The sequence below is a fragment of the Actinoplanes sp. CA-131856 genome (assembly GCF_050956135.1).
In the GTDB taxonomy this organism is placed as follows: Bacteria; Actinomycetota; Actinomycetes; order Mycobacteriales; family Micromonosporaceae; genus Actinoplanes.
Genome location: NZ_CP191849.1, coordinates 4,861,452 through 4,886,881, shown reverse-complemented (window position 1 = coordinate 4,886,881; position 25,430 = coordinate 4,861,452). Strand labels below are relative to the sequence as shown.

Here is a 25,430-nt window from a genome sequence, read left to right as displayed (position 1 = left end):
GCGGCGCCCACGAACGTTCGCCGGATGGGTTCCGGCGGTGTGGTGGATCCTCGCCCACAGAGGTGAACGAGCGACTCTCCACCGGCATGGGTGGGGCGGGCCTCCGCCGGCCAACTGACCCGCCGGCCGCCGCCCGGGGTGGGTGGCGGCGGAGTCACGCCGGGCCGCACGGATACCGGGGAGGTGTGTGACCACTGCACTCATGTGAGCGGGTGCGGTGGTGGTAACGCTGCCCGGGGTGCGGGCGGCACAGCTCCTGAAAGCCCGCCGCCAGCCGTTGACCTCCAGCACACAGGCCCACGCTGCCGCTGGGCGCAGGTCTGGCGTAGCCCGATCCGGGCGGTGCGGTGCACCACCGGACCGGCACTAGCGCCACGCCGTCTAGGCATGAAGCATGGATGTCACGGCCGTCGAACCCGGTCAACGTTCATGGACACCGCACTAGCGACGTTGCCCGGCGGCGGCTTCAGGCGAGTAGGGCGTCGGCTCGGGTGAGGGCGGCGTTGAGCACCCGGGCGGCGGCGAGGAGATCGGCTTCGGGCAGGTCTCCCCACAGGTCGGCGGTCAGGGCGGTGGTGGTGGACCGGACGCGCTCCCACAGCGCCCGGCCCGCCGGTGTGGCCTCGATGGCGACGGGGTCGACCAGGCCCACCGCGGCGAGGTGTTCAAGGTGGCCTCGGGTCGTGGGCTCGTCGGCCTTGAGGGCCTCCCGGATCGGGGCGAGGTCGCCGGGGCGGACGACGGTCAGGGTCAGGACGACCCACTGGGGCTCGGTGACACCGGTGCCGGCCAGTTCGCGGTCCAGCAGGGCGTTGAGAGCTTTTTCCGTACGCCCGATGAGCTGCGGGCCGAAAGCAATGGTCATGACTACCTCCAACTTCGTTAGTGGCCCTAACGTTAGACCTCCTAACGGTTCCGGTAAAGTGGCCGGCGTGAGTGAACGGCTGGAGAACCTGACGACGCGGGCGCTGTCGCTGGCCGCCATGCGCTCGGACCGGGTGGTCAACGAGCGGCTGGCCGGGGCCGGGTCCCGCAAGTGGCACTACGCGGTGCTGGCCGCGCTGGACGAGGGCGGGGCGGCGAGCCAGGCCGGGCTGAGCCGTGCCACCGGCATCTACGGCAGCGACATCGTCGCGGTGGTCACCGAGCTGGCGGACCGCGAGCTGGTCGAGCGCTCCCCCGACCCCGCCGACCGCCGGCGCAACGTCGTCACGCTGACCGCGGCCGGCCGCCGCAAGCTGGTCAAGCTCGACCTGTTGCTGCGGTCCGTGCAGGACGAGGTCTTCGCCGAGCTGACCCGGGCCGAGAGAGAGCAGTTGACGGCACTACTGGCCAAGGTAGGCGGCCCGGACAGCCGAGAGCACTGACGCCTGCTCCACCGCGTCGGCCCGGCCGAACTCGGGGTCCGCCTCACCGAGGATCGCCGCCGACACCGCGTCGAACTCCAGGGCGTAGGCGCCGGCCGGCGTCAGAGTGAACGGCTTCTCGCACAGCACATGTTTTCCGCCCGTAACGCGGCAATTGTCCACTCGGTGTGCAGGGATACGGGGAGCGTCGAGCGACTGGCCACGGCCGTGAAGACGGCCCGGGACGAGTCAGCCGCCGCCGACACGGCCACGCGGCCCATCGCCCCGGCCCCCAGCAACCCCCACCGGACTCTGGTCATCGGGTCCCCGATCGATGCGCAGGTCCTGCTCCAAGGAGGCGATCAGCTCGCGCAAATCGTCCAGCCGCCGGCTGACCAGGATCCGGTCGATCTCGTCGGGCACGCCGTCGTGGTCGTCGTCGCGGCCCAGGGACGCGGTCATCTCCAGGCGGCGGGCCTCCTCCATCGAGTTCACGATGACCGCGATGAGGATGTTCAGCAAGAGATTGACCGTGATCAGCACGTAGCTGATGTAGTAGACGAGCGTCCACGGCGACACCGCCAGGCCGTCCTCGATGAGGTCGGGCAGGGTCTCCAGGGACAGCAGCACGAACAAGGTCAGCACCGCGCGGCCGATCGTGCCGTACTCGTCGGGATAGGTTGTTCCGAAGATCAGCCAGCCGGCCATGCCGTACACGTAAAAAGTCACCAGCGCCAGCGCAAGAAAGCCGCCCACCCCCGGCAAGCTGCGCAGCAGCGCCGTCACGATGGTCCGCAGGCCGGGTGAGAAACGCACCAGCCGGACCACCCGGGCGATCCGGATGACGCGCAGCGCGGCCGAGTCGCCGTGCAGGCCGGGGATGAATACCGCCGCGATCACGACGAAGTCGAAGATGTTCCAGCCGTGCCGCCAGAAGTCGCGCCCGGACGCCGTGATCCGGATGGCGATCTCCACGACGAAGACGATCCGGAAGAACCACTCCAGGCCGTGCAACCAGGGCCTGAGATGACTGGGGTAGGGATAGGTCTCGACGCACAGGAGCAAGGCGTTCAGACCGATCATCACCACAATGAAGATCTCGAATGCGCGGGACGAGGCGATGCGGGCGGCGCGGGACTTCATCCGGTGCACGGTACGGCGCTGATCACACATCGTGGCGACCGAGCCCGGTCCGTGATTGGGTCTATCGGGTGAGCGACGAATCCGCCAGCACGCCCTGGAGGGGGCGGGTAGCGACCCCGCTGCGCCAGTTTTTGAGCACCGAGGCCGGCAGCGCTGGTGTGCTCCTGGCCGCCATCGCCCTCGCGCTCATCTGGGCCAATGTCGCCGACGGGAGCTACGAGCGGTTCTGGGCGACCGACCTGAGCATCGACCTCGGCGGCGACGGCATCCACCTGACCCTGCGCGAGTGGGTCAACAGCGGCCTCATGACGCTCTTCTTCCTGGTCGTCGGTCTCGAGGCGCGGCGCGAGTTCGACCTGGGCGACCTGCGCGACCGGCGGCGGTTCATCCTGCCCGCGGCGGCCGGGGTGACCGGCATGCTGCTGCCGGTCGGCATCTTCCTGGCCTTCAACGCCGGTCACGACACCGCCGGCGGCTGGGGTGTCGCCATGTCCACCGACACCGCGCTGGCGCTGGGGCTGCTGGCGCTCGTCGGGCGCAACGTGCCCGTACAGGCTCGTTTGTTCCTGGTGACCGTCTCGGTGGTGGACGACGTGGTGGCGCTGATCGTCATCGCGGTCGCCTACACCGAGGAGATCCGGTGGATGCCGCTGGCGTTCGCCGCCCTCTTCTACGCCGCCACCTTCGCGCTGGTCAGACTCAAAATCAGGAGCGGTTTCGCCTACGTCCCGTTCGGTGTGGCCTTCTGGGTCGCCATGCTCGAGAGCGGCATCGACCCGGTGGTGTCCGGTCTGATCCTCGGGCTCACCGCGGCCGCGTACACCCCGGCCCGTGAAGCTCTGCAGGAGGCCAGCGACCTTTTCCGCTCCTTCCGCGAGCAGCCGACCCCCGAGCTGGCCCGCTATGCGCGGTTCGGGCTGATCAGCACGCTGTCCTGGAACGACCGGCTCCAGCGCACCTGGTCGGGCTGGACCAACTATCTGATCGTGCCGCTGTTCGGCCTGGCCAACGCGGGCATCGCGATCGACGCGAGCTTCCTGGGCCGTGCGCTCACCTCGCCGGTCACGCTGGGCGTCATCGTGGCGTACGTGGTGGGCAAGCCGGCCGCCATCACGGGTATGTCGGCGATGATCACGTGGGTGACCAAGGGAGCCGTACGGCCGTCGGTCGGCTGGTCGTCGGTGCTGGGCACCGGCACCATCGCCGGCATCGGCTTCACCGTGTCGTTCCTGATCGCCAACCTGGCCTTCGAGGGCGACGACCTGGCCGAGGCCAAGCTGGGCGTGCTGCTGGCCGGGGTGGGCTCGACGCTGGTCACCTGGCTGGTCTTCCGGATCACCAGCATGCAGTCGCGGCCGCGCCGGGCCGTGCTGCTGCTCGGCGACTCCGACGACATCATCGACCTGATCCCCGAGGTCGACCCCGATCGCGACCACGTGCGGGGCCCGGCGGACGCGACGGTCACGCTGGTCGAGTACGGCGACTTCCAGTGCCCGTACTGCGGTCAGGCCGAGCCGATCGTGCGTGAGCTGATGACCGACGACGATCTGCGCTACGTGTGGCGCCATCTGCCGCTGACCGACGTGCACCCGCAGGCGCAGATCGCCGCCCAGGCGGCCGAGGCGGCCGGGTTGCAGGGCAAGTTCTGGGAGATGCACGACCTGCTGCTGAGCCGCCAGGATCACCTGCGCATCGCCGACCTGATCGGCTACGCGGGTGAGCTCGGCCTCGACCAGGACCGCTTCCACGAGGACATGACGCGCGACGAGTGCACCGACCGGATCACCGCGAACGTCGAGTCGGCCGACCTCAGCGGCGTCGCCGGCACTCCGACGTTCTTCGTCAACGGCCAACGGCACTACGGGTCGTACGACGTGGAGACGCTCGAGAAAGCGATCAAGCTGGCCCGGATCCGGGCGAAGATCGCGTCGAAGCGGCCAGCTCCCTGACCACGTCGACGAAGAAGTCGATGTCGGCCTCCGTCGTACGCCAGTTCACGATCGCCGGGCGCAGGGCGACCTGGCCGCCGTAGACGGTCGTGCCGGCGTACACCCGGCCGTCGGCGATGATTGCGGCGCCGAGGGCCCGGTTGAGGGCGTCGTCCCCGACGGCCCGGAAGCAGACGATCGAGAGCTGCACCTCCGCGAGCCGTTCCAGCTCCGGCGCCTCGTCGATCCGGCGGCCCAGATGCCGGGCGAGGTCGAGGTGACGCTCGACCATGGCCCGGTAGCCGTCGCGGCCGTACGCGGCGAGCGACGCCCAGATCGGCAGCGACCGCGCCCGCCGCGACGACTCCGGCCCCAGCAGGGCGAAGCCGCTGTTCGGATCGCCCGGCCCCGGCAGATAGGGCGCTCCCGGCATGCCGAAGGCCGCACCGAGCCGGGCGGGCTCCTTCAGCAGGGCAAAACCGCTTTCGTACGGCACGTTGAGCCACTTGTGCCCGTCGGCGGCGATCGAGTCGGCCCGCTCGATGCCCCGTACAAGATGATCGGTCCTTGGCGACAGGGCCGCGAACAGGCCGAAAGCCCCGTCCACGTGCAGCCAGGCCCCGTGCTCCTCGGCCAGGTCGGCCAGCTCGGCGATCGGGTCGAAGTCGCCCGCGTTGACCTCACCGGCGTTGGCGATCAGCACGGCCGGACCGTCGATCTCGCCGAGCCGCCGCCGGATCGCCGGCAGATCGGCCCGCCCGATCGCGTCGGCCGCGTAGACCTCGACCGCGTCGCGGCCGTGCCCCAGCATCTGCAAAGCCTTGCGGGCGCTGGCGTGCACGTAGCCGCCGGAGAGGACCGGCATGCGCGGCAGCCCGGTCAGCCCGTCACGGGCCACGTCGGCGCCGTGCTTGCCCGCCCACCAGTGGGTGGCGCAGGCCAGCGACGTGAAGTTGGCGAAGGTGGCGCTGGCGACCAGGGCCCCGCCCCACGAGGCGGGCAGGTTGAACAGGTCACGCAGCCACCCGATGGCCACCGTCTCGACCTCGTGCGCGAACGGCGACGACACCCGCGAGAACGAGTTCTGGTCGAGCAGCGAGGCCGTCCAGTCGGCGGCCAGCGCGGCCGGCGTCACTCCCCCGGTCACGAAGTGGAAGAAACGCGGCCCCGACGAGGCGGTCGCGGTGGCCGTCCCGATGCGCAGCAGCCGCTCGGTGACGGCGTCGGCGCCCGGCCCGGTGTCGGGCAGGACGCCGTCGAGCTCGGCGAGCATCTTCAGGGCGGCCACGTCCTGCACGGGCCGCCCGCCGAGCGACTCCAGATAGTCGGCGGCGGCGGCCCGCACCCGGTCGAGCGAGGCGGCGAGACCGGGATCGTCCAGCGGATCAGCCATGCCTTGCAGTATGCCTAGGGTTTGACCGCCACGGCAGCGTACATTCCGGCCGCGCGCGGGCTGACCCGCTCACTGGCCGGCAGGTCGGAGCGCCACTCGCTGACCGCCGACACGCCCGGCTCGACCAGTCGCAGCCCGTCGAAAAAGCCTTCAAATTCCTTGCGGGTACGGGCGAAAGCGTCCGGCTTGCGATCCCCGAACAGGGCCGCGGCGGCCGCCAGATCCTCCGGCGTGAGGAAGTCGTACGTGATGTTGGTGGCGGCCAGGTAGCTCCCCGAAGGCAGCGCCTCCATGAGCCGGCCCACCACGCCGCGCGCCTCGTCGTAGTCCTCGACGAAGTGCAGCACGGCGATCAGCATGAGCCCCACCGGCCGGCCCAGGTCGAGCGTGGCGGCCACCGCCGGGTTGCTCAGAATCCGTTCCGGGTTGCGCAGGTCCTCCTCGATGTAGCTGGACCGCCCCTCCGGGGTGCTGGTCAGCAGCGCCCGCGCGTGCGCCATCACCATCGGATCGTTGTCGACGTAGACGAGCCGGCTGGCCGGGTTGACCCGCTGGGCCACCTCATGGGTGTTGTCGGCGGTGGGAAGCCCCGTCCCGATGTCGAGGAACTGGTCGATCCCGGCCTCCCCGGCCAGGAAGCGCACGGCCCGCTGGAGAAACTTGCGGTTCTCCACGGCCAGCAGGCGGATGGTCGGCACCGCCTTCTCCAGCAGGTCCCCCGACTCCCGGTCGGCGGCGAAGTTGTCCTTGCCACCGAGCCAGTAGTTGTACCGCCGCGCGGGATGAGCCACGCTCGTGTCGAGATTCGCGGCCCGGGCCTGCGTTTCGTCCATCGGGTGCCCTTCTTCGGTCCAAGGTGGACACCCGACGATATCAAGATCCGCCACGCGGCGGGTGCGCGCTCAGCCAGGCCGCCGCGCGGCGGGCCGAGGCCCGCGACAGCCAGGCATCCTGGACAAGTTCGGCCAGCTCCCCGCGCGTGAGTTCCCCGATCCGCCCGGCCCGCAGAAGCACCGACAGATGCCCGTCGAAGTGCGCGGTGGTGAAGAACGGCTTGGTCGCGTCCTGAACGAGGGCCTGCTTGTCCGCCTCCGACTCGACCCAGAAGACGATGACGTCCGCATAGCGCTCCCCGGTCTCCGGATCGAAGGCGTCCGGCCGAGGATTCCGGAAGAACACGAACGACTTCCCACCAACCTGATAGACCAGGTTGTCACCAGCCGCGTGTTCGACGGTCACGTGCGGCATCCCAAGCGCCAACTCATGCACGTCTTCGACCCGGGCCGGCCGGTCCTGATCCTGCGTCACCACCCCAAGGTAACCAACCGAACGCGCACTGCCGGGGACCGCGACCCAGGTTCGGCGCATTCCCGCCCAACGGTTTCTCAGAGCACCCGCCGCTCCGCCTACACCGGACCGGCCGACCGGGCCCGCAACGACCTCGACTCACCTTCGGTGCCCTGCCCTTGGCAAACGGTCATCTCCCGGCTGATGCACGCCGCCCTTCGGATCGGCCTGGCATTCACGTCGGGGGTGTCAACCCCTCCTTGACGGCGTAGCGGCGCCAGGCTGCGACGGTCGCACGAGCCAGATCAAGCGCGTCTACCAGGGTCTCCGGACCGCCTGACGTGCTCCACGCAATCTCCACCCGAGTGCCGGGCAGGGCAGTATCGATGCTGGCGATCCGCGCCGAGATCGATCCCGCCTTTGTACGGGTATGGTGCTTGAGGGTCTGAGCGAATGCGTCCGGAATTGCCATCTCGGCGTCGTTGTTCACGAACACAAGTGCGTTCTTTCCGGTCTTGGCCTTGATCCAGTCGGCCAGCTCGCGCGCCGCCTTGAAGAAGCCCTCCACCGTCCCGCGCGCGACATCAATGGAGCCGCGGTTGGCATAGATGGCCTCGATCTCCGCAAGCAGCCGGGTGACCTCGCTCCACTTCTCCTCCCACGGCCGCTCCCCGAACTCGGCCCGCACGCTGACGTCATCGGCCGCACCAACGGCGTCCGCCACCTCGACGTGAATATTCCGCCCGCGCTCGCCGCAGTTCGGGCATGGCTCCGCCTGCTCAGCCTCCATCATGACTGCACCACAACCCGCGCACGTCGTCCTCATGACCCGCAACCTACCCGTGACTGCCCAGCGGCCTGGGTAGACCGTGCAGGATAGGCACGCTCTTCCTGAGGGCTGTAAGCGCGGACAGAATCGCCTCACGGAACTGCCGACTGACTCGGTTACCGGCGCGAATGTGGCACGTTTTCCCTCTTACCGCTCCGACGGCGTTCGCGGGAAAATAGCTCATGGACCAGATTCGGGGTCAGACGCAGTTGTTCAGCCAGACGCAGTTAGCTCAATGGCGTGACCCCACCAAGCGCCGGAATTACTCCGCCAGCGCGGAGCAATTCCGCCGCGAACATCACGAGCGCCGGCAATACGGATTGATACAACGCCACACCCGCAAATGGCGCAGTCTGCACGGCGACACACCGATGCCACCCTTGGCACCACCCCGCCCCTACAAGTCACGCCCTGACCGCCCGCCCGCCTCGACCAGCCCGGCCGTCGTCAGCCCGGCCGTCGCTACTCCAGTCGGCACAGGCCCAGTCAACGTGAACTTGGACGGCCCAGCGAGTCCGGCCGTCCCCACCCAGGCTCACCAAGACCCCGCGGCAGCAAGCACCATCACCCACACTGAAACGACGGCGCCGCCGGCCAGCGACGTTGCCGCCAACGCACCCACCGAATCGGCATCATCCGGATCATGCGGGCGGAAATCCACCGTAAGCCCTGCGGTACCCCGCCGAACTCCACGCGCCCATCCCCGCCAGGATATGGACGCTCGGTCAAGTCAGCCCGCAAAACACAAACACGTTCTCGGTCCTCTGTGCTGGCCATTCCCGCGACATGAGGGAAATATTCCGCGATGGCGTCGACCCGCCAGCGAACGGCGGCCACTATGCATCACTCGGAACGAATTGACGCGAAGGTCGAATCGGCGGCTCCACCTTGGCCGCGCGGCGCCGTTCCGAACTGATGAGGAGCAATCCTGTCGGCCAGATCCGTGCGAAACTCTCGTGCTTGAGCAATGCCGAACCGCCGGGTGACGAATCACCCGGCGGTCCGTTGTGTGGTGTCAGACGCTGGTCTTGGGGCGTAGGTAGACGGCCCAGGTCACCAGGACGCAGATGGCGTAGAAGGCTATGAACGCGATGTATGCCGCGTCGGCCTCCTTTGTTGACAGGAAGGACTGGCGGAAGGCCAAGTTGACCAGGACGCCGCCGAAAGCGCCGATGGCTCCGGCTATGCCGATCACGGCGTTTGACAGGCGGCGGGCCTCGTGGTCGTCGTTCGGGTGCTTCTTGCGGAAGATGGCGGGGATCATCTTGTACGTCGAGCCGTTGCCTATGCCGGTCAGGACGAACAGCAGGACGAAACCGGCTATGTAGAGGGGCAACGACTTCTGTTGGGCGGCCAGCAGGACGATGCCGGCGCCTACCGCCATCGCTATGAAGTTGACGAACGTGACCCTTGCTCCGCCCAGGCGGTCGGCCAGGGCTCCGCCCACCGGGCGGATCAGGGAGCCCAGCAGCGGGCCCAGGAAGGTCAGGTAGGCCGCCTTCACGGGCGTACTGAACTCGGTGTGGAACTGGACCTGTAGCACCTGGCCGAAGGCGAAGCCGAAGCCGATGAAGGAACCGAAGGTTCCGATGTAGAGCAGCGACATGATCCAGGTGTGGGGTTCGCGGAACGCGTCGCGCATTCCCCGCTTCTCGTTGCGGACCTGGGTCAAGTTGTCCATGTAGAGGGCCGAGCCGAGCGCGGCCAGCACGATCAGCGGGATGTAGATGCCGGCCACGATGCCGGGGTGGCCGGCGCCGAAGACGGCCAGGACGAACAGGCCCACCAGCTGGACCGCGGCCACGCCCAGGTTGCCGCCGCCGGCGTTGATGCCCAGCGCCCAGCCCTTCAGGCGGTTCGGGTAGTACGCGTTGATGTTCGTCATCGACGAGGCGAAGTTGCCGCCGCCCACGCCGGCCAGGGCGGCCAGGATCAGCAGGGTCGAGTAGTCGACGCCGGGGCGGATCAGGAAGGCGGCCGCGATCGCCGGCACCAGCAGCAGCGAGGCGCTGAAGACCGTCCAGTTGCGGCCGCCGAAACGGGCCACCGCGAAGCTGTACGGGATGCGCAGGGCCGCGCCGAACAGGGTCGGCACCGCGGTCAGGAGGAACTTGCCGGCCGGATCGATGCCGTACTCGGGTCCGAGGAAGAGGACGAGCACCGACCAGAGCGACCACACCGAGAAGCCGATGTGCTCCGACGTGATCGAGAAGATCAGGTTGCGGCGGGCGATCCGCTTGCCGCCGGCCTCCCAGAAGACCGGGTCCTCGGGACGCCAGTCGTCGATCCAGTGACCCCGGACCGACGAAGCGGCCGGCCTTTCAAGAACAGCGGTCATCTCACTCCCCCAGCATGATCTTGTCGTCGTCGATGGACACCGGGTAGACCGCGACGTCCGGCTGGCCGCTGAGCGAGCAGCCGGTGCGCAGGTCCCAGGCGTTCAGGTGCAGTGGGCAGATGACCTGCTTGAGGTCGATCTGACCGTCCGCGAGGGGGCCGCCCTTGTGCGGGCACATCGCGGAGGTGGCGCGGACGGAACCGTCGCGCAGGCGGAAGATGGCGATCATCTCGCCGTCGACGGCGAAGGTGCGGCCCTCGCCGAGCGGGATCTCGTGAACCGACGCGATGGGCCTCATGCGCGCACCGGAACCTGGGGAAGGACGATCAGCGGCAGGGAGGTGCGGAACTGGCCGGGCGTGGCCGGTTCCTCACGGTCCTTCCACGGGTCGCGATAGGAAAGAACCGAAGCCTCCATCGCCGCGTCCAGGTCGGCCGCGATGCCTTCCGCATCATCGACGACGATCTCCCTGATGCGAGAGATGCCGACGCGCGGGACGAAGGCGTACGTCCGCTCCAGCCAGTTCGCGTTCTCCCGGTAGTACTGCAGGAACCGGCCGGTCAGCACGATGACTTCCTCGGGGCTGCTCACCGTGGTCAGCAGGTCGCCCTTGCGGATGTGGGCGCCGGCGGCACCGCCGACGTAGATCTCCCATTTGCCGCCGTCGATGGCGACGACACCCAGGTCCTTGACGTACGCCTCGGCGCAGTTCCGCGGGCAGCCGGTGACCGCGAGCTTCATCTTGCCGGGGCCCTCGATGCCCTGGTAGCGCTCCTCCAGGGCGATGCCGAGCGCCGTCGAGTCGCCCACGCCGAAGCGGCAGAAGTCGGAGCCGACACAGGTCTTCACCGTGCGGAAGCTCTTGCCGTAGGCGTACCCGGACGGCATGTCCAGGTCGGCCCACACCTCGGGCAGCTTCTCCTTGGGGATGCCGAGCAGGTCGATGCGCTGGCCGCCGGTCAGCTTGACCATCGGCACCTCGTGCTTCTCGGCCACCTCGGCGATCCGCTTGAGCTGGGCCGGGGTGGTGACGCCGCCCTTCATCTGCGGCACCACCGAGAACGTGCCGTCGCGCTGGATGTTCGCGTGCACCCGGTCGTTGATGAAGCGGGCGTCGCGCTCGTCGACGTACTCGCCGCCCCACATCATCTTCAGCAGCGAGGCCAGCCCCATCTTGCTCTTGGCGTCCTCGTCGCCGCCGAGCTTGGCGAACACCGACGACACGCTTTTCAAAGAGTGCAGGCGGATCGCGTTCATCAGCTCCGGCTTGGGCATCGGGATGCCGGGCACGTAGTAGGACGCGGCCGGGTCCTCCTCGACCTCGCCGCCGGCGGCCCACTCGACGATCCGCTGCACCACGCTCTTGCAGGTGCCGCAGCCCTTGCCGGCCCGGGTCTTGTCCATCACCCCGGAGACCGTCTTGCAGCCGCTCTGCACGGTCGAGCAGATGGTGCCCTTGCTGACGCCGTTGCAGTTGCAGACCTGCTCGTCGTCGGCCATGTCCTCGACCTTGACCTCGCCGGCCGGGCCACCCAGGTCGAACATGAGCTCGGCCCGGTCCTCGGGCAGGGCCAGCCCCCGGTCGAACGCCTGCATGAGGAAGGCGACCTTCTTGACGTCGCCGACCAGCGTCGCGCCGACCAGGCGGCCGTCGCGGATGATGACGTTCTTGTAGATGCCCTTCTTCGGCTCGGCGAAGGTGAGCACCTCGTCGTCCTCGTGCTCGGGCTCCTTGAGCCCCATGGCGGCGACGTCGACGCCGGCCACCTTGAGCTTCGTGGCCACCTGCGAGCCGTGGTACTCGGCCAGCGGGTTCACCCCGGTCAGGTGGTCGGCCAGCACCTTGGCCTGGTCCCACAGCGGGGCGACCAGGCCGTAGACCTCGCCGCGGTGCTGGGCGCACTCGCCGACCGCGTAGATGTCGTCCTCGTCCTGGACCCGCATCTGGTCGTCCACGATGATGCCGCGTTCGACCGGCAGGTCGCTGGCGGCGGCCATCTCGGAGTTGGCCCGGATGCCGGCGGCCACCACGATGACGTCGCATGCGATGACCCGCCCGTCGGCCAGCTTGACGCCGGTGACCGCGTGCTTGCCGAGGATCTCGGTGGTCATGCCGTCGACCACGACCTCGATGCCGAGCTTCTCCTCGATCGTCTTGCGCAGGGTGTCGCCGGCCGCGACGTTGAGCTGGGTGTTCATCAGGTGGCCCATGGCGTGCACGAGGGTGACGTGCGGCAGGTGGTTCTGCAGGCCGCGGGCCGCCTCCAGGCCGAGCAGGCCGCCGCCGATGACGACCGCGCGCTCGTGCTCCTTGGCGTAGCGGATCATCGCGCGGGTGTCGTCGAGGGTCCGGAAGGCGAAGACGCCCTGGTGGTAACCGCGGCCGGGACGGTGCGCGCCGGGGATCGGCGGCACGAAGGCGCGGCTGCCGGTGGCGATGATCAGCTTGTCGTACGGGGTCTCGGTGCCGTCCTCGGCGTACACCCGCTTGGCGAACCGGTCGATGCGCTCGATCCGGGTGCCGGCGTGCAGGGTGATGCCGTTGTCGGCGTACCAGGAAAGGTCGTTCAGGAAGATGCCGGACTCGTCCTCGACGCCGGCCAGGACGTTCGACAGCATGATCCGGTTGTAGTTGCCGTACGGCTCGTCGCCGAACATCGTGATCTCGAAGTCCCCGCCGCGGGCGAGGATCTCCTCCACCGTCCGGGCGCCGGCCATGCCGTTGCCGATGACGACCAGTCTTTGCCGCATATCAGATCTCCACGAGGCCTAGATCGACGATGACGGTGCCGGAGACTCCGGCGGGCGCGGCGAGCCACAGCTCGATCGACGTGCCGGAGAGCAGGTCCTCGACGACCCGCAGCGGCACGTGCACGTCACCCTTGGCGCCGATCGGGAAGTACCGCATCGGCTTGCCGTCCCGCACGAGGACGACGTTGACGAGCTCGGCGGCCGCGTTGCCGCCCCGGAAGTAGACGGCCTGCGCGCTGACGCCGTCGGGGACCACGTACGACAGCTCGGGGCTGACGGGCGCCGGCTGGTCCAGGCCCTTGCCCTCGAAGGCGACGACGCCTTGCAGGAATCGTGGGGTCGAGTGCACCGCTATTCGGTCCCTTCCGTATATGAGCTGATCGCGACCGCGCACGCCTTGAAGGCGGGCATCCGTGAATGCGGGTCGAGAGCCGGGTTGGTCAGGGCGTTCGCGCCGGGCCAGTGGAACGGGGCGAAGACCGTGTCCGGCCTGATCCCGTCGCTGAGCCGGGCGCGCAGCACCGCGGCGCCGCGGCGGCTGCGCAACTCGACCAGGTCGCCGTCGGCGATGCCGTGCCGGCGAGCGAGGTCGGGGTGGATCTCCGCGCGGGGTTCGGGCAGCGCGACGGCGAGCGCCTTCACCCGGCGGGTCTGGTTGCCGCTCTGGTACTGCTGCATGTTGCGGCCGGTCGTCAGGACGTACGGGAAAAGCTTGTCCGGCATCTCGGCCGGATCCCGGTGATCGACTTTGATGAATTTCGCTTTTTTGGAAGGCGTAGGAAAGCCGTCGGCGAACAGCCGTGGTGTGCCCGGGTGATCCTCGGAGGGGCACGGCCAGAAGACGCCGTCCTCTTTCTCGATGCGCTCGTAGGTGATGCCGCTGTAGTCGGCGATGCCGCCGGCGCTGGCCCGGCGCAGCTCCTCGAAGACCGCGCGCGGATCACTGCTGAAGAATTCGCCTCGGCCGAGCAATGAAGCGAGGTCGGTGAGCATCTCCAGGTCAGTGCGAACGTCCGGCGGCGGTGGCAGCGCGCGCTTGCGGCGGATCACCCGGCCCTCGAGGTTGGTCATCGTGCCCTCCTCCTCGGCCCACTGGGCGGTCGGGAGGACGACGTCGGCCAGCTCGGCCGTCTCGGACAGGAAGATGTCGGAAACAACCAGGAAATCGAGCGCCCGCAGCCGGTCCAGGATCCGGTTGCTGTGCGGGGCCGAGACGGCGATGTTGCTGGCCAGGACCATCAGCACCCGGACGCCGCCGTCAGTGCCGAGACGATCGAGCATTTCGTACGCCGACAGACCCGGCTTCGGAAGCTCGTCCGGGTCGATCCCCCACACCGCGGCCACGTGGGCCCGGGCCGCGGGGTCGTCGAGCTTGCGATATCCGGGCAGCTGGTCGGCCTTCTGGCCGTGCTCGCGGCCGCCCTGGCCGTTGCCCTGCCCGGTGATCGTCCCGTAGCCCGAGTACGGGCGGCCGACCAGCCCGAGGGCCAGGGCCAGGTTGAGCCAGGCCTGCGCGGTGTCGGTGCCGTTGCTGTGCTGCTCGGCGCCGCGCGCGGTCAGGATCATGGCCGGGCCGTTGGTGGCCAGCAGGCGTACCGTCTCGCGGATCCTGGTCTCCGGCACGCCGGTCATCCGCTCGACCCGCTCGGGCCAGTAGGCGTTCGTGGCCGCCTTGACGGCCTCGAAGCCGGTGGTCCGCTCCGCGATGTACGCCTCGTCGACGAAGCCCTCGCGGATGGCGATGTGCAGCATGCCGTTGGCCAGGGCCAGATCGGTGCCCGGAAGAGGCTGAAGGTGCAGGTGGGCGCCGTTCGCGGTGGCCGTGCGGCGCGGGTCGACGACGATGTGCTTGGCGCCGGCCGCCCGTCCGGTGTCCAGATATTGCATGGACGGCGGCATGGCGTCGGCCGGGTTCGCGCCGACCAGCAGAACCGTGCGCGCCTCGGCGACATCCTCCAAGGGGAACGGCAACCCGCGATCCACACCGAACGCGCGGTTGGCCGCCGTGGCCGCCGACGACATGCAGAACCGGCCGTTGTAGTCGATCGACGACGACCGCAGGGCGACCCGCACGAACTTGCCGAGCGCGTACGCCTTCTCATTGGTCAGGCCGCCGCCGCCGAACGCGCCGGCGCTGTCCCGGCCGTACGTTTCCTGGCTGGTGACAATGGCGTCGGCGATAAGGCCGAGGGCCTCGTCCCAGGTCGCTTCCCGCAATGGGCTGGTGCGATCCCCCGGCGTCTTGCGAACCAGCGGAGTCAGCAGCCGATCCCGGTGATCCAGCAGGTCAGCGGCGGTGAAACCCTTGGCGCAGAGACCACCCTTGTTGACCGGGAATTCGCGCGGCTCGAGCTTCACCACGGGAATGCCCGGGGTCAAGGTCATGCCGCACTGCAATGCGCAGTAGGGGCAATGCGTATCGGTTGCCGTCACGGGTTTGATACTCGCGGGCGATTGTTTACCGCCAAGTCCTCCGCCGTTGCCGTGACGTACGGAAAAACCTACAAGCGGCTTTCCGCGGATGTGAGAAGAGCGGACTCGTACCGGCTGAGGACCAGATCGGTGGTGATCGGGTCGAGGCAGAGGGGCGGGGTGACCCAGTCGGCGCCGGCCTGGTGGAGTTTGCGGTAGAAGAGACCGTCGGCGAGCAGGTAGGAGGCGATGGCGACGCGCTTGGCGCCCCGCCGGCGCAGATCGGCGACCACGTCGGCGACCTTGGGGTCATGACCGGCGACATATCCGACATGTCCACCGCCGGGGATGTGGCCGGCCAAGGCTTCGATGTCAGCGCGCCACGAAGGGTCGGAGGAGCCGGCAGCGGCCAGGACAACAGCGTCGGCATTGCGCGGGAGCCGGCGGATCATGCTCTCGAGCAGGGCGTCGTCGGGGCCGAGGGTGCGGGCGACGGGGATGGGGCGGCCGGTTACGGCCTCAGCTATGTCGACGCGCACGTGATAACCGGCCGACAGGAGAAGCGGGACCACGACGGCGTCGCCGACCAGCGGGGCCACGTCGGCGACCTTGGGCTCCTGGACGTCGACGTAGGTGAGGCGGACGTCGAGGCCGGGGCGACGGGCGGCGACCCGGGCGACGAGGTCACGGATCTGGGCTTGGCCGTGCGGGCTGCGGGTGCCGTGGGCGACAGCGATCAAGGTGGGCATTTATCAGGCCTTTCGCGAGAAAAGGACCGCGCCGTTGCGGCCTGACGAGTCGTTGTCCACAGAAGCCGGTTGTCCACAGGCCGCCCGGCGCTCCCACGCGATTTCGGGGAGAATGGCCATCGGGGGCTGCCCCCCTGGGAGGGTGGGCTCTGTGATGGGCGCGATCTACACGGGCTCGTCCAGGCGGAGCCGGTAGCCGCGCTTGATCACGGTCTCGATGTGGCGGCCCGAGCCGAGCGCCGACCTCAACCTCGCCACCGCGACGTCCACCGCGTGCCCGTCGTTGCCCCGGGGCAGCGCCGCGATCAGCTGGTCCTTGGAGACGACCACGCCGGGCCGGGCGGCCAGCGCCATCAGAATCGCCATCGCCGCCGGCGCCAGCGAATGCGGGACGTCGTCGATCAGCACCGCGTGCCCGCGCATCTCCAGGGTCGACCCGGCCACCTTCAGCTTCACCGATCGCTTCGGGAGCTCGTCGGTGACCGTCTTGATCAGCGCGCCCAGGCGGAACCGCTCCGGCATCACCACCGGCACGCCGAGGTCGATCAGCGGCGCCGCCGTCACCGGCCCCACGCAGGCCGCGAGGGTTCCCGACGCGAAGCGGTCCAGCACGGCCTCGCGCGCGTCACCGGCCAGGTTCAGGAACGACTTCACCGCCGGCGCGCTCGTGAACGTCACCGCGTCGATCTGGCCCGCCGTGATCTGCTCGACCAGGCGACGGACCGGTGCCGTGTCGGACGGCGGAACCCAGCGGTAGACCGGCACCTCGACGACCGCCGCGCCCGCCTGCCGCAGCGCCGCCACGAACTCGGTCTGCGGCTCCCCGTGCTCCTGCACCGCGATCCTCAGCCCGGCGATGCCCTCTTCGAGCAGCCGGGACAGCACTTCCTCGGTCGCCTCGGTCTTGGCCGCCCACTCCTCGGTGAGCCCGGCCGCCCGTACGGCCCCGCAGGGTTTGGGTCCACGGGCGACGATCCGGGCGCCGCGGAGCACCTCGCGCAGCTGCTCGGCCAGGCCCCAGCCCTCGGCCGCCTCGAGCCAGCCCCGAAATCCGAAGCCGGTGGTCGCCACGACCAGGTCGGGCGCGAGCCCGATGCAGGCCGCGGTGGCCGCGTGCAGCGCCTCGTCGTCGATGAGCGGGACGATGCTGATCGCCGACGCGGTGACGACCCGGGCCCCGCGTCGCTGGAGGAGCGCGGTCATCTCGTCACGGCGCCGCTCGGCGGTGACCGCGACGGTGAACCCCGTCAGCGCTCCTTCGGTCATCCAGGCCCCCAAGTAGTAGTTCACGCCAGCCTGTCCACGATCCGTTACCGGAACGTCGAACCTTTGTTTCGGGCTGAATAACGCGTGATCACTTTCCGCCTGGTGGAACTTGACGGGGTCAGTCGGTCTCTTCGACGATCTTGCGGACCGTCGCGAGCAGCTTGAACACCTCGATGCGGCCGTCCAGGAACCCCATGCGATAGTCGGCGCCGGTGTCGGGGTGCTGCGCCCGGGACAGGTCGCGGCGCGCGGCCATGCCGTCGGCGCGACCCGTCTCGTACGCGAGAAGTGCGTCGTCCATCAGTTGTTCTTGCCGTCCAGGGCGCGGCGGATGGCGGCCAGCAGGTTCTCCTCGAACGCCGACACCTGGCCGTCGACGAGCCCGACCATGTAGTCGGGGTCCTCGGCCCGCGCCTCGTCCTTGCGACGGCCGGCGAGCCCGTCGGCCCGGCCGTCCTCGTACGCCAGCAGGGCGTTGTCAGCGCTGTCCATGCATCCTCCCCGAACGCTTGCCGCCGCGCTCGAGCGCAGACACCGCGATCCAATCTCCCACGCGATGACAGCACCGCCCACCGGCTGAATCGGCCGGGCGGAAATCCTAAAGTTCCAGGTCAAGGGCCGGTTCAGATGAATTACTGCGCGTTGGGAAACAATTACGCAGCGGCAGCGAGCAGCCCCGAGCGCCGCCACAGGGCACGGCCGGGACCATCGATCAGATCAAGATCCTTGAGGTACGCCACCACGCGCTCCCCGGCCCAGCGGACCGTCTCCTGGAAGTGCGGGTTGGCGTCGGCCAGCCGCTTGCCCTCGGCCGGCGACAGGCCGATCGAGCGGTACACGGCCGGATGGATCAGGCGCGTGCCGCAGAGATAGGCGGCCCGGGCGATCACCACCTTGTCGAAGGTGAGCCGCCCCTTCCCGGCCTCGCGCACCTGCCGGGCCAGCTCCTCGCGGGCGTACCGGACGTGCCGCGCCTCCTCGACCACGTGGATCCGCGACACCATCCGAACCAGCGGCTGCACCCGCTCGTCGGCCATCGCCTCGCGCTGGAGCGTGTCCAGGATCTCCTCGCAGATGAGGATGGCGGCGAACATGCGCGGGCCGGTGCCGGTGGCGGCGATCCACTTGCCCAGCCAGGCGTTGACGCCGTCGGGCCGGTACACCGGTGTGCCCAGGGTGGAGATCATCTTGCCGAACATGACCGAGTGCCGGCACTCGTCGGCGACCTCGGTGAGCGCGTACTGCGCGTGGGCGGCGGTCGGGTCCTGCTTGTAGTAGCCGCGGATGAGCAGCTGCATGAGGATCGTCTCGAACCAGACGCCCAGCCCGGCGATGCTGGCCACCTCGTGCCGGGTCAGGGTGATCCGCTGCTGCTCGGTCAACCGTTCCCACACGTCGGTGCCGTAGAGGCTGGACCGGTGCGGCGGCACGAAGTACTTGCCGTCGACAAACGGCGCCTCCCAGTCGATCTCCACTTCCGGGTCGTACGAGTGCTCCGCGGACGACCTCAGGAGCCGGGAGGCGGTGCGATCGCGATCCATCAGAACCCTCCACTTGACGTTACCTCGGGTAACAGTTACTTCTAGTACTATGAACACGGATGAGACACCGGTCAATACGGACGGCCGCAAAGGCCGCTGGGCCGGTCACCGTGAGCAGCGCCGGGCCGAGCTGACCGAGGCCGCCATCGACGCGATCCGCATCCACGGCCCCGAGGTGGGCATGGACGCGATCGCCGCGCACGCCAAAGTGAGCAAGCCGGTGCTCTACCGCTACTTCGCCGACAAGTCCGAGCTGTGGCTCGCGGTCGGGCAGGAGGCGGCCGGCATGGTGCTCGACGCGATCGTCCCGGCCGTGGCCGCGGTCCGCGAGGAGCGGGCGGCGGTCGGCGCGGCCATCGACGCGTACCTCGGGCACATCGCCGCCGACACCAACCTCTATCAGTTCGTGGTGCACCAGCCCGAGATCGCGCGCGGCCGTGACGTGGTGGCCGACGTGGTCGACACGGTGGCCAGCGGCCTGGCCCGGATCCTGGGTGACCGGCTGCGGGCCCGGGGGCTCGACTCCGGCGCGGCGCTGCCGTGGGCGTACGGCGTGGTGGGTTATGTCCAGGCCGTCGGCGACTGGTGGCTGCGGCAGCAGCAGCCGATCAGCCGCGAGGCGCTCGGCGACTATCTGACGACGTTCCTGTGGGGCGGCATAGCGGGACTTCAGCAGGCGGCGGACGTGCCGGGCGGGCTCGCCGCGTACCGGGAGGAGACCAGTCTTGGACATTCCTGAGGAGGAGTACCGGGGGCCGGCCACGCTGAGCATCGGCGAGACCGCCCACCCGGTCGAGATCCGGCTGTCGGCCCGGTTCGAGCCGGTCGAGGGCCGCTTCCGCTGGGCCGGGCGCACGGCGCCCGACGAGACGCTGCGGGAACGCGTGGCGGGCGGCTTACGCCAGGCGTCGCTTGCGCTTCCCCGGACAACACCGATTGAGGTACGCCTGAGCGAGCCCGACCCGTGGGGCGGCATCCGCCTGTCGGGCACGGGAACGCCGCCATGGTTCCGGGGGTTCCCTTCATGAGCAGCCACGTCGACGTCATCATCATCGGGGCCGGACTGTCCGGCATCGGCGCCGCCTGGCGGTTGCAGGAGTCGGGGCTCGGCAAGACGTACGCCATCCTCGAAGCCCGCGACGCCATCGGCGGCACCTGGGACCTGTTCCGCTATCCGGGCGTCCGCTCCGACTCGGACATGTTCACGCTGAGCTATCCGTTCCGGCCCTGGCGCGACACCCAGTCGCTCGCCTCCGGCGACAAGATCCGCGACTACATCCGGGCCACCGCCGACGAGGGCGGCATCACCCGGCACATCCGCTTCGACAGCCGGGTGGTGGCGGCCGACTGGTCCTCCGACGAGGCCCGCTGGACGCTGACCATCGCCGACGGCTCGACGCTCACCTGCTCCTTCCTGTACGCCTGCTCGGGTTACTACAACTACGACCGCGGCTACCAGCCGGACTTCCCGGGCCTCGACGAGTTCGAAGGTCAGGTGGTCCACCCGCAGTTCTGGCCGGAAGATCTCGACTACCGCGGGAAACGGGTGGTGGTGATCGGCAGCGGCGCCACCGCGGTGACGCTGGTGCCGGCGATGGCGCCCGAGGCGGCGCACGTGACGATGCTCCAGCGCTCGCCGTCGTACCTGACCTCACTGCCCTCGCACGACGTCGTGGCCCGAGCCCTGCTGCGGGTGCTGCCGGGCGCCGCGGCGAGCCGGATCGCGCGGGCCAAGAACATCGTGATGACGCAGGGCTTCTACCAGTTGGCCCGGCGCCGGCCGGATCGCGTGCGCAAGGTGCTGCGGGCACTGGCGGTGAAGGGGCTCGGCGACGAGGCGTACGTGGACGAGCACTTCAAGCCCTCCTACAACCCGTGGGACCAGCGCCTGTGCGTGATCCCCGAGGGCGACCTCTACACCGAGATCAAGGCCGGGCGGGCCTCGGTGGTGACCGACCACATCGACGCGTTCGTGCCGAACGGCATCCGCCTCAAGTCGGGTCAGGTCGTCGAGGCCGACATCGTGGTCTCGGCCACCGGCCTGTCCCTGCTGCCGATCGGCGGCGTGAAGGTCAGCGTCGACGGTACGCCGGTGCAGCTCGGCGATCAGGCGGCCTACCGGGGCGTGATGCTGAGCGGCGTACCCAACCTGGCCTATTGCATCGGATACGTGAACGCGTCCTGGACGCTGCGGGCCGACCTCTCGCACCGCTACGTCATGAAGCTGCTGCGGCACATGGACCGCAACCGCTTGGCCGTCGCCACGCCTTCGACGCCGGGCGATTCCGGGCGGCCGCTGCTCGACCTCTCGTCGGGCTACGTGCAGCGCGCCCTCGACGACTGGCCGCGGCAGGGCGTCCGCGCTCCGTGGATCGTCCGCCAGAACTACCTGCGCGACGTGCTCACCACCCCTCGGGCCGACGTCACCCGGGACATGCACTTCCGCCGCGCCGCGCTGCCTTCGCACCGCGCCCGAGCCGCCGCGCCCTCCACAGCGCCTTCCCCCTCCGCTGCCTCTCAGAAGGGCCCCACCCCATGACCCGTCTCGGACAATTCCGATTTGCCGGGCATACCGCCGTCCTGACCGGCGCCGCGAGCGGAATCGGCGAGCAGCTCGCCTATCAGCTCGGCGAGCGCGGCAGCCACCTCGTGCTGGTCGACCGCGACGAGGCCCGCCTCACGACCGTGGCCGACCGCGTGCGCGCCTCCCACCCGGGGCTGACCGTCGAGACGATCGTGGCCGACCTGGCCGACCGCTCCCAGGTCGAGGGCGTCGCCACCAAGGTGCTGGCCGACCACCCGGCCATCGGGCTGCTCGTCAACAACGCCGGCATCGCCCTCGGCGGGCGCTTCGACCAGGTCACGGTCGAGGAGTTCGAGACCGTGATGAACGTGAACTTCCGGGCCCCCATGTTGCTCACCCACGCGCTGCTCCCCGCGCTCACCGCCGCGCCCGGCAGTCACCTGGTCAACGTCTCCAGCCTGTTCGGGCTGATCGCCCCGGCCGGGCAGAGCGCGTACGCGGCCAGCAAGTTCGCCCTGCGCGGCCTCAGCCAGGCCCTTCAGGCCGAGCTGGCCGAGAACGGCGTGGGCGTGACGACGGTGCATCCGGGCGGCATCCGCACGCGCATCGCCGAGAGCGCCATCGTCGGCGCCAATGTCCCGGAGTCGGACATCGAGCCCAACCGCAAGCTCTTCGACGCGCTGCTCACCTATCCCCCGGACAAGGCCGCGCGGCAGATCATCGACGCCGTCACCCGGCGCCGCCCACGGCTGCTCATCGCGATCAGCGCCAAGGCCCCCGACCTGCTGGCCCGGCTCCTCCCGGTCGGCCACGCCCACGTCATGCGGTTCCTCACCACCACCTCCGTCAAGATCGGGGCCCGCCGGTGAACTATGTGGAGGCCAACGGCAGCCGCATCCGCTACCACGCCACCGGCCCGGCCGACGGGCCGCCGGTGGTGCTGCTGCACGGCATCGGCCGCAGCCTGGAAGACTGGCTGCCGCAGCACGAGCGGCTCACCGAGCACCGGGTGATCAGCCTGGACATGCCCGGCTTCGGTCTCTCCCAGCGCCTGCCGGCCCGCACCACCCTGGCCGCCCTGGCCGAGGGCGTGTGGGCCACCCTGGACGCGCTCGGCGTCACCGACCCGGCACATCTGATGGGCAACTCGCTCGGCGGCGCCGTGGCCATGCAGATGTTGGTCGACGACCCGGCCCGGGTCACCACGCTGACCCTGGTCAACAGCGCCGGCTTCGGCAAGGAGGTCACGTTCGCCCTGCGCATGCTGGCGGTGCCGTTCCTCGGCCGCCCGCTGCTGGGCCGCATCGACCCGCGCGTGGCCAAGCGGGTGGAACGCTCACTGTTCGCCGACCGCGCGCTGGTCACGCGGGAGCGGATTGCGATGGCCGTACGCATCGGCCGGCAACCCGACTTCGCCGCCGTCTACCTGGAGATCGCGCGGGCCCTGGGCGGCTTCCGCGGCATCGCCCCGCGCTGGCGCGCCGAGCTGCTGAACCGGGTGGTCCGCAACCCCAAGCCGACCCTGATCCTGTGGGGCGACCGCGATCTGATCCTGCCCGCCACCCACCTCACAGCGGCCCGTGCCGCCCTGCCCCACGCCCAGTCCCACCTGTTCCCCGGCACCGGCCACATGCCCCAGCTGGAACGCCCCGACGAGTTCGCCCGCCTGGTCCGCCCGCTGCTGGCCCTGACCGCCGAGCCACCCCGGACCCATTCGCCGTTGTGACGACTATTCCGGACGCCGATCGTCCGGCATGCGGTCTACGGTGCCTCTCATGAGCGATATTCCCTGGGAGCCGCCCGTCGCCGGCGACGAGGCCGCACACCTGATCGGCGCGATCGACCGCATGCGCTGGACGTTCCGGTGGAAGGCCGGCGGCCTTGCCACGGACGGCCTCAACCAGCGCCTGCCGTCGTCCACTCTCACCCTGGGCGGGCTGCTCAAACACCTGGCCCTGGTCGAGGACTACCAGATCACCGGCAAGTTCTTCGGCGAGCCGATGCCGGCCCCGTGGACGGACGTCGACTGGGACAGCGACCCCGACTGGGACTTCACGTCAGCCGCCGACGACAAACCCGAGGAGCTGTACGCCCTCTACGACGCGGCCGTGGCGCGCGGCCGGGCCCGCCTGACCGAGGCCATGGCCGACGGCGGGCTCGATCGTCTGTGCCCTCGCGCCTGGCCGGACGGCCGCACGCCCAGCCTCCGCCGTTTCGTCTACGACCTCCTCGAGGAGTACGCCCGCCACGTGGGCCACGCCGACCTGCTCCGCGAGGCCGTCGACGGGCGCACCGGTGAGGACCCGCCGGACGACTGGCGACCCTGAGCGCTCGTCATCGGTTCGCCCAGAACAGCCGCTCGGCCCGGTCGAGGTCCTTGACGATCCGGCAGTCGGCGTCGATCCACATCGTGGCGCGGTCGTGGGGCGTGTAGGCGGGCCAGCGCGGCACGCCGGGCGCGGTGGGGCGGCCGTGCCGGGCGAAGCCGGCCCAGAGGGCGCTCATGTGCCGGGCCGTGGCCCGCTTGCCCGGCCGCTCGTCCGCGCCGACGGTGGCGAACTTCATCGGGATGTCCGAGGCGTGCGGTGAGCCGAGCGGGAAGTCCGTGCCGGGCACGACCGTCGGGTCGGGATAGGCGAGCTGGTACATGTACGCGGCCTTCGCCTCGGCGATTTTGACGGCGTCGCGCCAGATCGGCGAGGTGGTGATGGCGAAGTAGAGCTGGGCCGGGGTAGCGCCGGGCCGGGAGCGGCGGAACGTCGCGATGACGCGGTCGAGGTCGGCGCCCTGATAGGTGGCGGCGAGCCGTGACCGGAGGCCGGCCTCGTCGATGCGGAAGATGTCGGGCGGGCCGAACAGGCTGAAGAACACCGTCTCGTCGCGGCAGGTGCCGACCATCAGCGGTTTGCCGGCCGACCAGGGCGGGGCGCCCTCGGCGAACGGGTGGCGTGGGATGACGCGGCCGTCGACGAAAGCGCCGAAGCCGGGCAGCGGATCCGGATCGCCCCATGGCGCGACGCCGTTGGCCGCCTCGGACACCTGAACTTCCAGCAGCCGGGCGGCCGGAAGGTCGTACAGCCGGGGAATGTCCTTCTTGGTGAGGCCGAGCAGGTGCAGGGTGCGTTCGGTGCGGGCGGCGGCGCCGTCGCGGGTGGGGAAGCGCAGCGGCGCCGCGCTCTCGATCGAGGCCTTGTGGAACAGGCGGGCGGCGGACGGCATGGTGAAGACGGCAGCGGTCTTGGCGCCGCCGCCGCTTTCGCCCCACACCATGACGTTGTCCGGGTCGCCACCGAAGTTCTGGATGTTCTCGCTGGTCCAGCGCAGCGCGGCCAGGATGTCGAGCACGCCCTGGTTGGCCGCGTGGCCGTCCAGGTACAGGTAGCCGAGCAGGCCGAGGCGGTGGTTGGACTCGACCACCACCACGTCGTAGAGCTTGGCCAGGTTGCTGCCGTCCTGCCCGGTGGCCGAGCCCGACCCGATCATGTAGCCGCCGCCGTGGTTGTAGAACATCACCGGGCGGCGTTTGCGGTCGGCGGCCGGCGTCCAGATGTTGAGGTAGAGGCAGTCCTCCGAGGGCGCCGGCATGCGCCGGCCTGGTCCCATCTCGGCGCCCGCGACCTGATAGGCCGGGTTCGGGAAGTCGACCGCGTCCCGCACGCCCCGCCACGGGCGCGGCGGCCGAGGGGCCTGGAAGCGGAGCCGGCCCAGCGGGGGCGTCGCGTAGGGGACGCCGAGGAACTTGACGATGCCGTCCTCGCGCCGCCCGCGCACGCGGCCGTACCGGGTCGCCGCTTCATCGTCGCGCCGGCTGTCATGCGCCTGGGCCGGCAGCGCTTGGGCCGGCAGTGGAAGGCCGGCCACGGCGGCGGCCGACAGCGAACCACCGATCAACGTCCTGCGGGTCATTCCTGAGCTCATGTGCA

The 25,430-nt window shown here is 69.8% G+C and carries 26 protein-coding genes; 8 read left to right on the top strand and 18 right to left on the bottom strand.

The window, feature by feature from the left end; genetic code table 11:
• Nucleotides 1-466 precede the first annotated feature (466 nt).
• Nucleotides 467-865, bottom strand: a complete 399-nt coding sequence (locus tag ACQP2X_RS22580; RefSeq protein ID WP_498699991.1) for a MarR family winged helix-turn-helix transcriptional regulator — start codon at nucleotides 863-865, stop codon at nucleotides 467-469.
• 67 nt (nucleotides 866-932) lie between these two features.
• On the opposite strand from ACQP2X_RS22580, the gene ACQP2X_RS22575 reads away from it, so the two are divergent.
• Nucleotides 933-1,367, top strand: a complete 435-nt coding sequence (locus tag ACQP2X_RS22575; protein ID WP_498699988.1) for a MarR family winged helix-turn-helix transcriptional regulator — start codon at nucleotides 933-935, stop codon at nucleotides 1,365-1,367.
• Here the strand turns inward: ACQP2X_RS22575 and ACQP2X_RS22570 are convergent.
• Both ACQP2X_RS22570 and ACQP2X_RS22565 read right to left on the bottom strand, forming a co-directional pair.
• Nucleotides 1,326-1,496, bottom strand: coding sequence for a hypothetical protein (locus ACQP2X_RS22570; protein WP_498699987.1), 171 nt, complete (start codon nucleotides 1,494-1,496; stop codon nucleotides 1,326-1,328). The genes ACQP2X_RS22575 and ACQP2X_RS22570 overlap by 42 nt on opposite strands.
• Before the next feature lie 99 nt (nucleotides 1,497-1,595).
• Nucleotides 1,596-2,489, bottom strand: a complete 894-nt coding sequence (locus ACQP2X_RS22565) for an ion transporter (RefSeq protein ID WP_498699986.1) — start codon at nucleotides 2,487-2,489, stop codon at nucleotides 1,596-1,598.
• Nucleotides 2,490-2,557: 68 nt separating this feature from the next.
• Between ACQP2X_RS22565 and ACQP2X_RS22560 the strand changes: the two genes are divergently transcribed.
• Entirely contained in the window at nucleotides 2,558-4,438 is a 1,881-nt protein-coding gene (locus ACQP2X_RS22560) for a Na+/H+ antiporter NhaA (protein WP_498699984.1), read from the top strand.
• Here the strand turns inward: ACQP2X_RS22560 and ACQP2X_RS22555 are convergent.
• The 14 genes from ACQP2X_RS22555 to ACQP2X_RS22490 form a co-directional block, all read right to left on the bottom strand.
• Nucleotides 4,386-5,810, bottom strand: coding sequence for a pyridoxal phosphate-dependent decarboxylase family protein (locus ACQP2X_RS22555; RefSeq protein ID WP_498699982.1), 1,425 nt, complete (start codon nucleotides 5,808-5,810; stop codon nucleotides 4,386-4,388). The genes ACQP2X_RS22560 and ACQP2X_RS22555 overlap by 53 nt on opposite strands.
• A 14-nt stretch (nucleotides 5,811-5,824) precedes the next feature.
• The gene (locus ACQP2X_RS22550; protein WP_498699980.1) at nucleotides 5,825-6,643 is read right to left on the bottom strand and encodes an SAM-dependent methyltransferase; all 819 of its coding nucleotides are present in this window, start codon (nucleotides 6,641-6,643) and stop codon (nucleotides 5,825-5,827) included.
• Nucleotides 6,644-6,683: 40 nt separating this feature from the next.
• Nucleotides 6,684-7,118, bottom strand: coding sequence for an MmcQ/YjbR family DNA-binding protein (locus tag ACQP2X_RS22545; protein WP_498699979.1), 435 nt, complete (start codon nucleotides 7,116-7,118; stop codon nucleotides 6,684-6,686).
• Nucleotides 7,119-7,332: 214 nt separating this feature from the next.
• Nucleotides 7,333-7,890, bottom strand: a complete 558-nt coding sequence (locus ACQP2X_RS22540) for a hypothetical protein (RefSeq protein ID WP_498699977.1) — start codon at nucleotides 7,888-7,890, stop codon at nucleotides 7,333-7,335.
• Nucleotides 7,891-8,941: 1,051 nt separating this feature from the next.
• A complete protein-coding gene (locus tag ACQP2X_RS22535) occupies nucleotides 8,942-10,264 on the bottom strand; it encodes a nitrate/nitrite transporter (RefSeq protein WP_498699975.1) in 1,323 nt (440 codons plus the stop codon).
• Nucleotide 10,265: 1 nt separating this feature from the next.
• Nucleotides 10,266-10,562: a Rieske (2Fe-2S) protein gene (locus tag ACQP2X_RS22530; protein WP_498699974.1), complete on the bottom strand. Its 297-nt coding sequence runs from the start codon at nucleotides 10,560-10,562 to the stop codon at nucleotides 10,266-10,268.
• Nucleotides 10,559-13,015 (bottom strand): nitrite reductase large subunit NirB, encoded by a 2,457-nt coding sequence (nirB, locus tag ACQP2X_RS22525; RefSeq protein ID WP_498699973.1) that lies wholly within the window; start codon nucleotides 13,013-13,015, stop codon nucleotides 10,559-10,561. The genes ACQP2X_RS22530 and nirB overlap by 4 nt, the downstream gene beginning before the upstream one ends.
• Before the next feature lies 1 nt (nucleotide 13,016).
• Complete coding sequence (locus ACQP2X_RS22520) at nucleotides 13,017-13,364, bottom strand: molybdopterin oxidoreductase (RefSeq protein WP_498699972.1); 348 nt, start codon at nucleotides 13,362-13,364, stop codon at nucleotides 13,017-13,019.
• Nucleotides 13,365-13,366: 2 nt separating this feature from the next.
• On the bottom strand, nucleotides 13,367-15,400 hold the full coding sequence (locus ACQP2X_RS22515) for a molybdopterin oxidoreductase family protein (protein WP_498699970.1): 2,034 nt from the start codon (nucleotides 15,398-15,400) through the stop codon (nucleotides 13,367-13,369).
• A 116-nt stretch (nucleotides 15,401-15,516) separates the two neighbouring features.
• On the bottom strand, nucleotides 15,517-16,176 hold the full coding sequence (locus ACQP2X_RS22510; protein WP_498699968.1) for a sirohydrochlorin chelatase: 660 nt from the start codon (nucleotides 16,174-16,176) through the stop codon (nucleotides 15,517-15,519).
• A 165-nt stretch (nucleotides 16,177-16,341) separates the two neighbouring features.
• Entirely contained in the window at nucleotides 16,342-17,442 is a 1,101-nt protein-coding gene (locus tag ACQP2X_RS22505) for a uroporphyrinogen-III synthase (protein ID WP_498701001.1), read from the bottom strand.
• Nucleotides 17,443-17,560: 118 nt separating this feature from the next.
• Nucleotides 17,561-17,743, bottom strand: a complete 183-nt coding sequence (locus ACQP2X_RS22500; RefSeq protein WP_498699966.1) for a hypothetical protein — start codon at nucleotides 17,741-17,743, stop codon at nucleotides 17,561-17,563.
• Nucleotides 17,743-17,934 (bottom strand): hypothetical protein, encoded by a 192-nt coding sequence (locus ACQP2X_RS22495; RefSeq protein WP_498699965.1) that lies wholly within the window; start codon nucleotides 17,932-17,934, stop codon nucleotides 17,743-17,745. The genes ACQP2X_RS22500 and ACQP2X_RS22495 overlap by 1 nt, the downstream gene beginning before the upstream one ends.
• Nucleotides 17,935-18,095: 161 nt before the next feature.
• Nucleotides 18,096-18,983 carry an AurF N-oxygenase family protein gene (locus tag ACQP2X_RS22490; protein WP_498699963.1) on the bottom strand — a complete coding sequence of 296 codons (888 nt, stop codon included), beginning with the start codon at nucleotides 18,981-18,983 and terminating at the stop codon, nucleotides 18,096-18,098.
• A gap of 49 nt (nucleotides 18,984-19,032) precedes the next feature.
• On the opposite strand from ACQP2X_RS22490, the gene ACQP2X_RS22485 reads away from it, so the two are divergent.
• From ACQP2X_RS22485 to ACQP2X_RS22460, 6 genes are read left to right on the top strand one after another with little or no spacing between them, the layout of a single operon-like run.
• Nucleotides 19,033-19,722 carry a TetR/AcrR family transcriptional regulator gene (locus ACQP2X_RS22485; RefSeq protein ID WP_498699961.1) on the top strand — a complete coding sequence of 230 codons (690 nt, stop codon included), beginning with the start codon at nucleotides 19,033-19,035 and terminating at the stop codon, nucleotides 19,720-19,722.
• Nucleotides 19,709-20,011, top strand: a complete 303-nt coding sequence (locus ACQP2X_RS22480; RefSeq protein ID WP_498699959.1) for a DUF4873 domain-containing protein — start codon at nucleotides 19,709-19,711, stop codon at nucleotides 20,009-20,011. Before ACQP2X_RS22485 ends, ACQP2X_RS22480 begins: the two co-directional genes overlap by 14 nt.
• Nucleotides 20,008-21,522 (top strand): flavin-containing monooxygenase, encoded by a 1,515-nt coding sequence (locus ACQP2X_RS22475; protein WP_498699957.1) that lies wholly within the window; start codon nucleotides 20,008-20,010, stop codon nucleotides 21,520-21,522. The genes ACQP2X_RS22480 and ACQP2X_RS22475 overlap by 4 nt, the downstream gene beginning before the upstream one ends.
• The gene (locus ACQP2X_RS22470) at nucleotides 21,519-22,376 is read left to right on the top strand and encodes an SDR family NAD(P)-dependent oxidoreductase (RefSeq protein WP_498699955.1); all 858 of its coding nucleotides are present in this window, start codon (nucleotides 21,519-21,521) and stop codon (nucleotides 22,374-22,376) included. The genes ACQP2X_RS22475 and ACQP2X_RS22470 overlap by 4 nt, the downstream gene beginning before the upstream one ends.
• Nucleotides 22,373-23,233, top strand: a complete 861-nt coding sequence (locus tag ACQP2X_RS22465) for an alpha/beta fold hydrolase (RefSeq protein WP_498699954.1) — start codon at nucleotides 22,373-22,375, stop codon at nucleotides 23,231-23,233. Before ACQP2X_RS22470 ends, ACQP2X_RS22465 begins: the two co-directional genes overlap by 4 nt.
• A gap of 49 nt (nucleotides 23,234-23,282) precedes the next feature.
• A complete protein-coding gene (locus tag ACQP2X_RS22460) occupies nucleotides 23,283-23,834 on the top strand; it encodes a mycothiol transferase (protein ID WP_498699952.1) in 552 nt (183 codons plus the stop codon).
• Nucleotides 23,835-23,841: 7 nt separating this feature from the next.
• On the opposite strand, the gene ACQP2X_RS22455 is transcribed toward ACQP2X_RS22460, so the two are convergent.
• Complete coding sequence (locus ACQP2X_RS22455; protein ID WP_498699950.1) at nucleotides 23,842-25,425, bottom strand: carboxylesterase/lipase family protein; 1,584 nt, start codon at nucleotides 25,423-25,425, stop codon at nucleotides 23,842-23,844.
• Nucleotides 25,426-25,430 lie beyond the last annotated feature (5 nt).

Excerpts from the sequence above, each read along its gene's own strand:
- ACQP2X_RS22580 (WP_498699991.1), bottom strand. The coding sequence starts at position 865 with ATGACCATTGCTTTCGGCCCGCAGCTCATCGGGCGTACGGAAAAAGCT.
- ACQP2X_RS22565 (WP_498699986.1), bottom strand. The coding sequence starts at position 2,489 with ATGAAGTCCCGCGCCGCCCGCATCGCCTCGTCCCGCGCATTCGAGATC.
- ACQP2X_RS22555 (WP_498699982.1), bottom strand. The coding sequence starts at position 5,810 with ATGGCTGATCCGCTGGACGATCCCGGTCTCGCCGCCTCGCTCGACCGG.
- ACQP2X_RS22550 (WP_498699980.1), bottom strand. The coding sequence starts at position 6,643 with ATGGACGAAACGCAGGCCCGGGCCGCGAATCTCGACACGAGCGTGGCT.
- ACQP2X_RS22540 (WP_498699977.1), bottom strand. The coding sequence starts at position 7,890 with ATGATGGAGGCTGAGCAGGCGGAGCCATGCCCGAACTGCGGCGAGCGC.
- ACQP2X_RS22535 (WP_498699975.1), bottom strand. The coding sequence starts at position 10,264 with ATGACCGCTGTTCTTGAAAGGCCGGCCGCTTCGTCGGTCCGGGGTCAC.
- ACQP2X_RS22530 (WP_498699974.1), bottom strand. The coding sequence starts at position 10,562 with ATGAGGCCCATCGCGTCGGTTCACGAGATCCCGCTCGGCGAGGGCCGC.
- nirB (WP_498699973.1), bottom strand. The coding sequence starts at position 13,015 with ATGCGGCAAAGACTGGTCGTCATCGGCAACGGCATGGCCGGCGCCCGG.
- ACQP2X_RS22515 (WP_498699970.1), bottom strand. The coding sequence starts at position 15,400 with ATGACCTTGACCCCGGGCATTCCCGTGGTGAAGCTCGAGCCGCGCGAA.
- ACQP2X_RS22510 (WP_498699968.1), bottom strand. The coding sequence starts at position 16,176 with ATGCCCACCTTGATCGCTGTCGCCCACGGCACCCGCAGCCCGCACGGC.
- ACQP2X_RS22505 (WP_498701001.1), bottom strand. The coding sequence starts at position 17,442 with ATGACCGAAGGAGCGCTGACGGGGTTCACCGTCGCGGTCACCGCCGAG.
- ACQP2X_RS22500 (WP_498699966.1), bottom strand. The coding sequence starts at position 17,743 with ATGGACGACGCACTTCTCGCGTACGAGACGGGTCGCGCCGACGGCATG.
- ACQP2X_RS22495 (WP_498699965.1), bottom strand. The coding sequence starts at position 17,934 with ATGGACAGCGCTGACAACGCCCTGCTGGCGTACGAGGACGGCCGGGCC.
- ACQP2X_RS22490 (WP_498699963.1), bottom strand. The coding sequence starts at position 18,983 with ATGGATCGCGATCGCACCGCCTCCCGGCTCCTGAGGTCGTCCGCGGAG.
- ACQP2X_RS22485 (WP_498699961.1), top strand. The coding sequence starts at position 19,033 with ATGAACACGGATGAGACACCGGTCAATACGGACGGCCGCAAAGGCCGC.
- ACQP2X_RS22475 (WP_498699957.1), top strand. The coding sequence starts at position 20,008 with ATGAGCAGCCACGTCGACGTCATCATCATCGGGGCCGGACTGTCCGGC.
- ACQP2X_RS22470 (WP_498699955.1), top strand. The coding sequence starts at position 21,519 with ATGACCCGTCTCGGACAATTCCGATTTGCCGGGCATACCGCCGTCCTG.
- ACQP2X_RS22460 (WP_498699952.1), top strand. The coding sequence starts at position 23,283 with ATGAGCGATATTCCCTGGGAGCCGCCCGTCGCCGGCGACGAGGCCGCA.
- ACQP2X_RS22455 (WP_498699950.1), bottom strand. The coding sequence starts at position 25,425 with ATGAGCTCAGGAATGACCCGCAGGACGTTGATCGGTGGTTCGCTGTCG.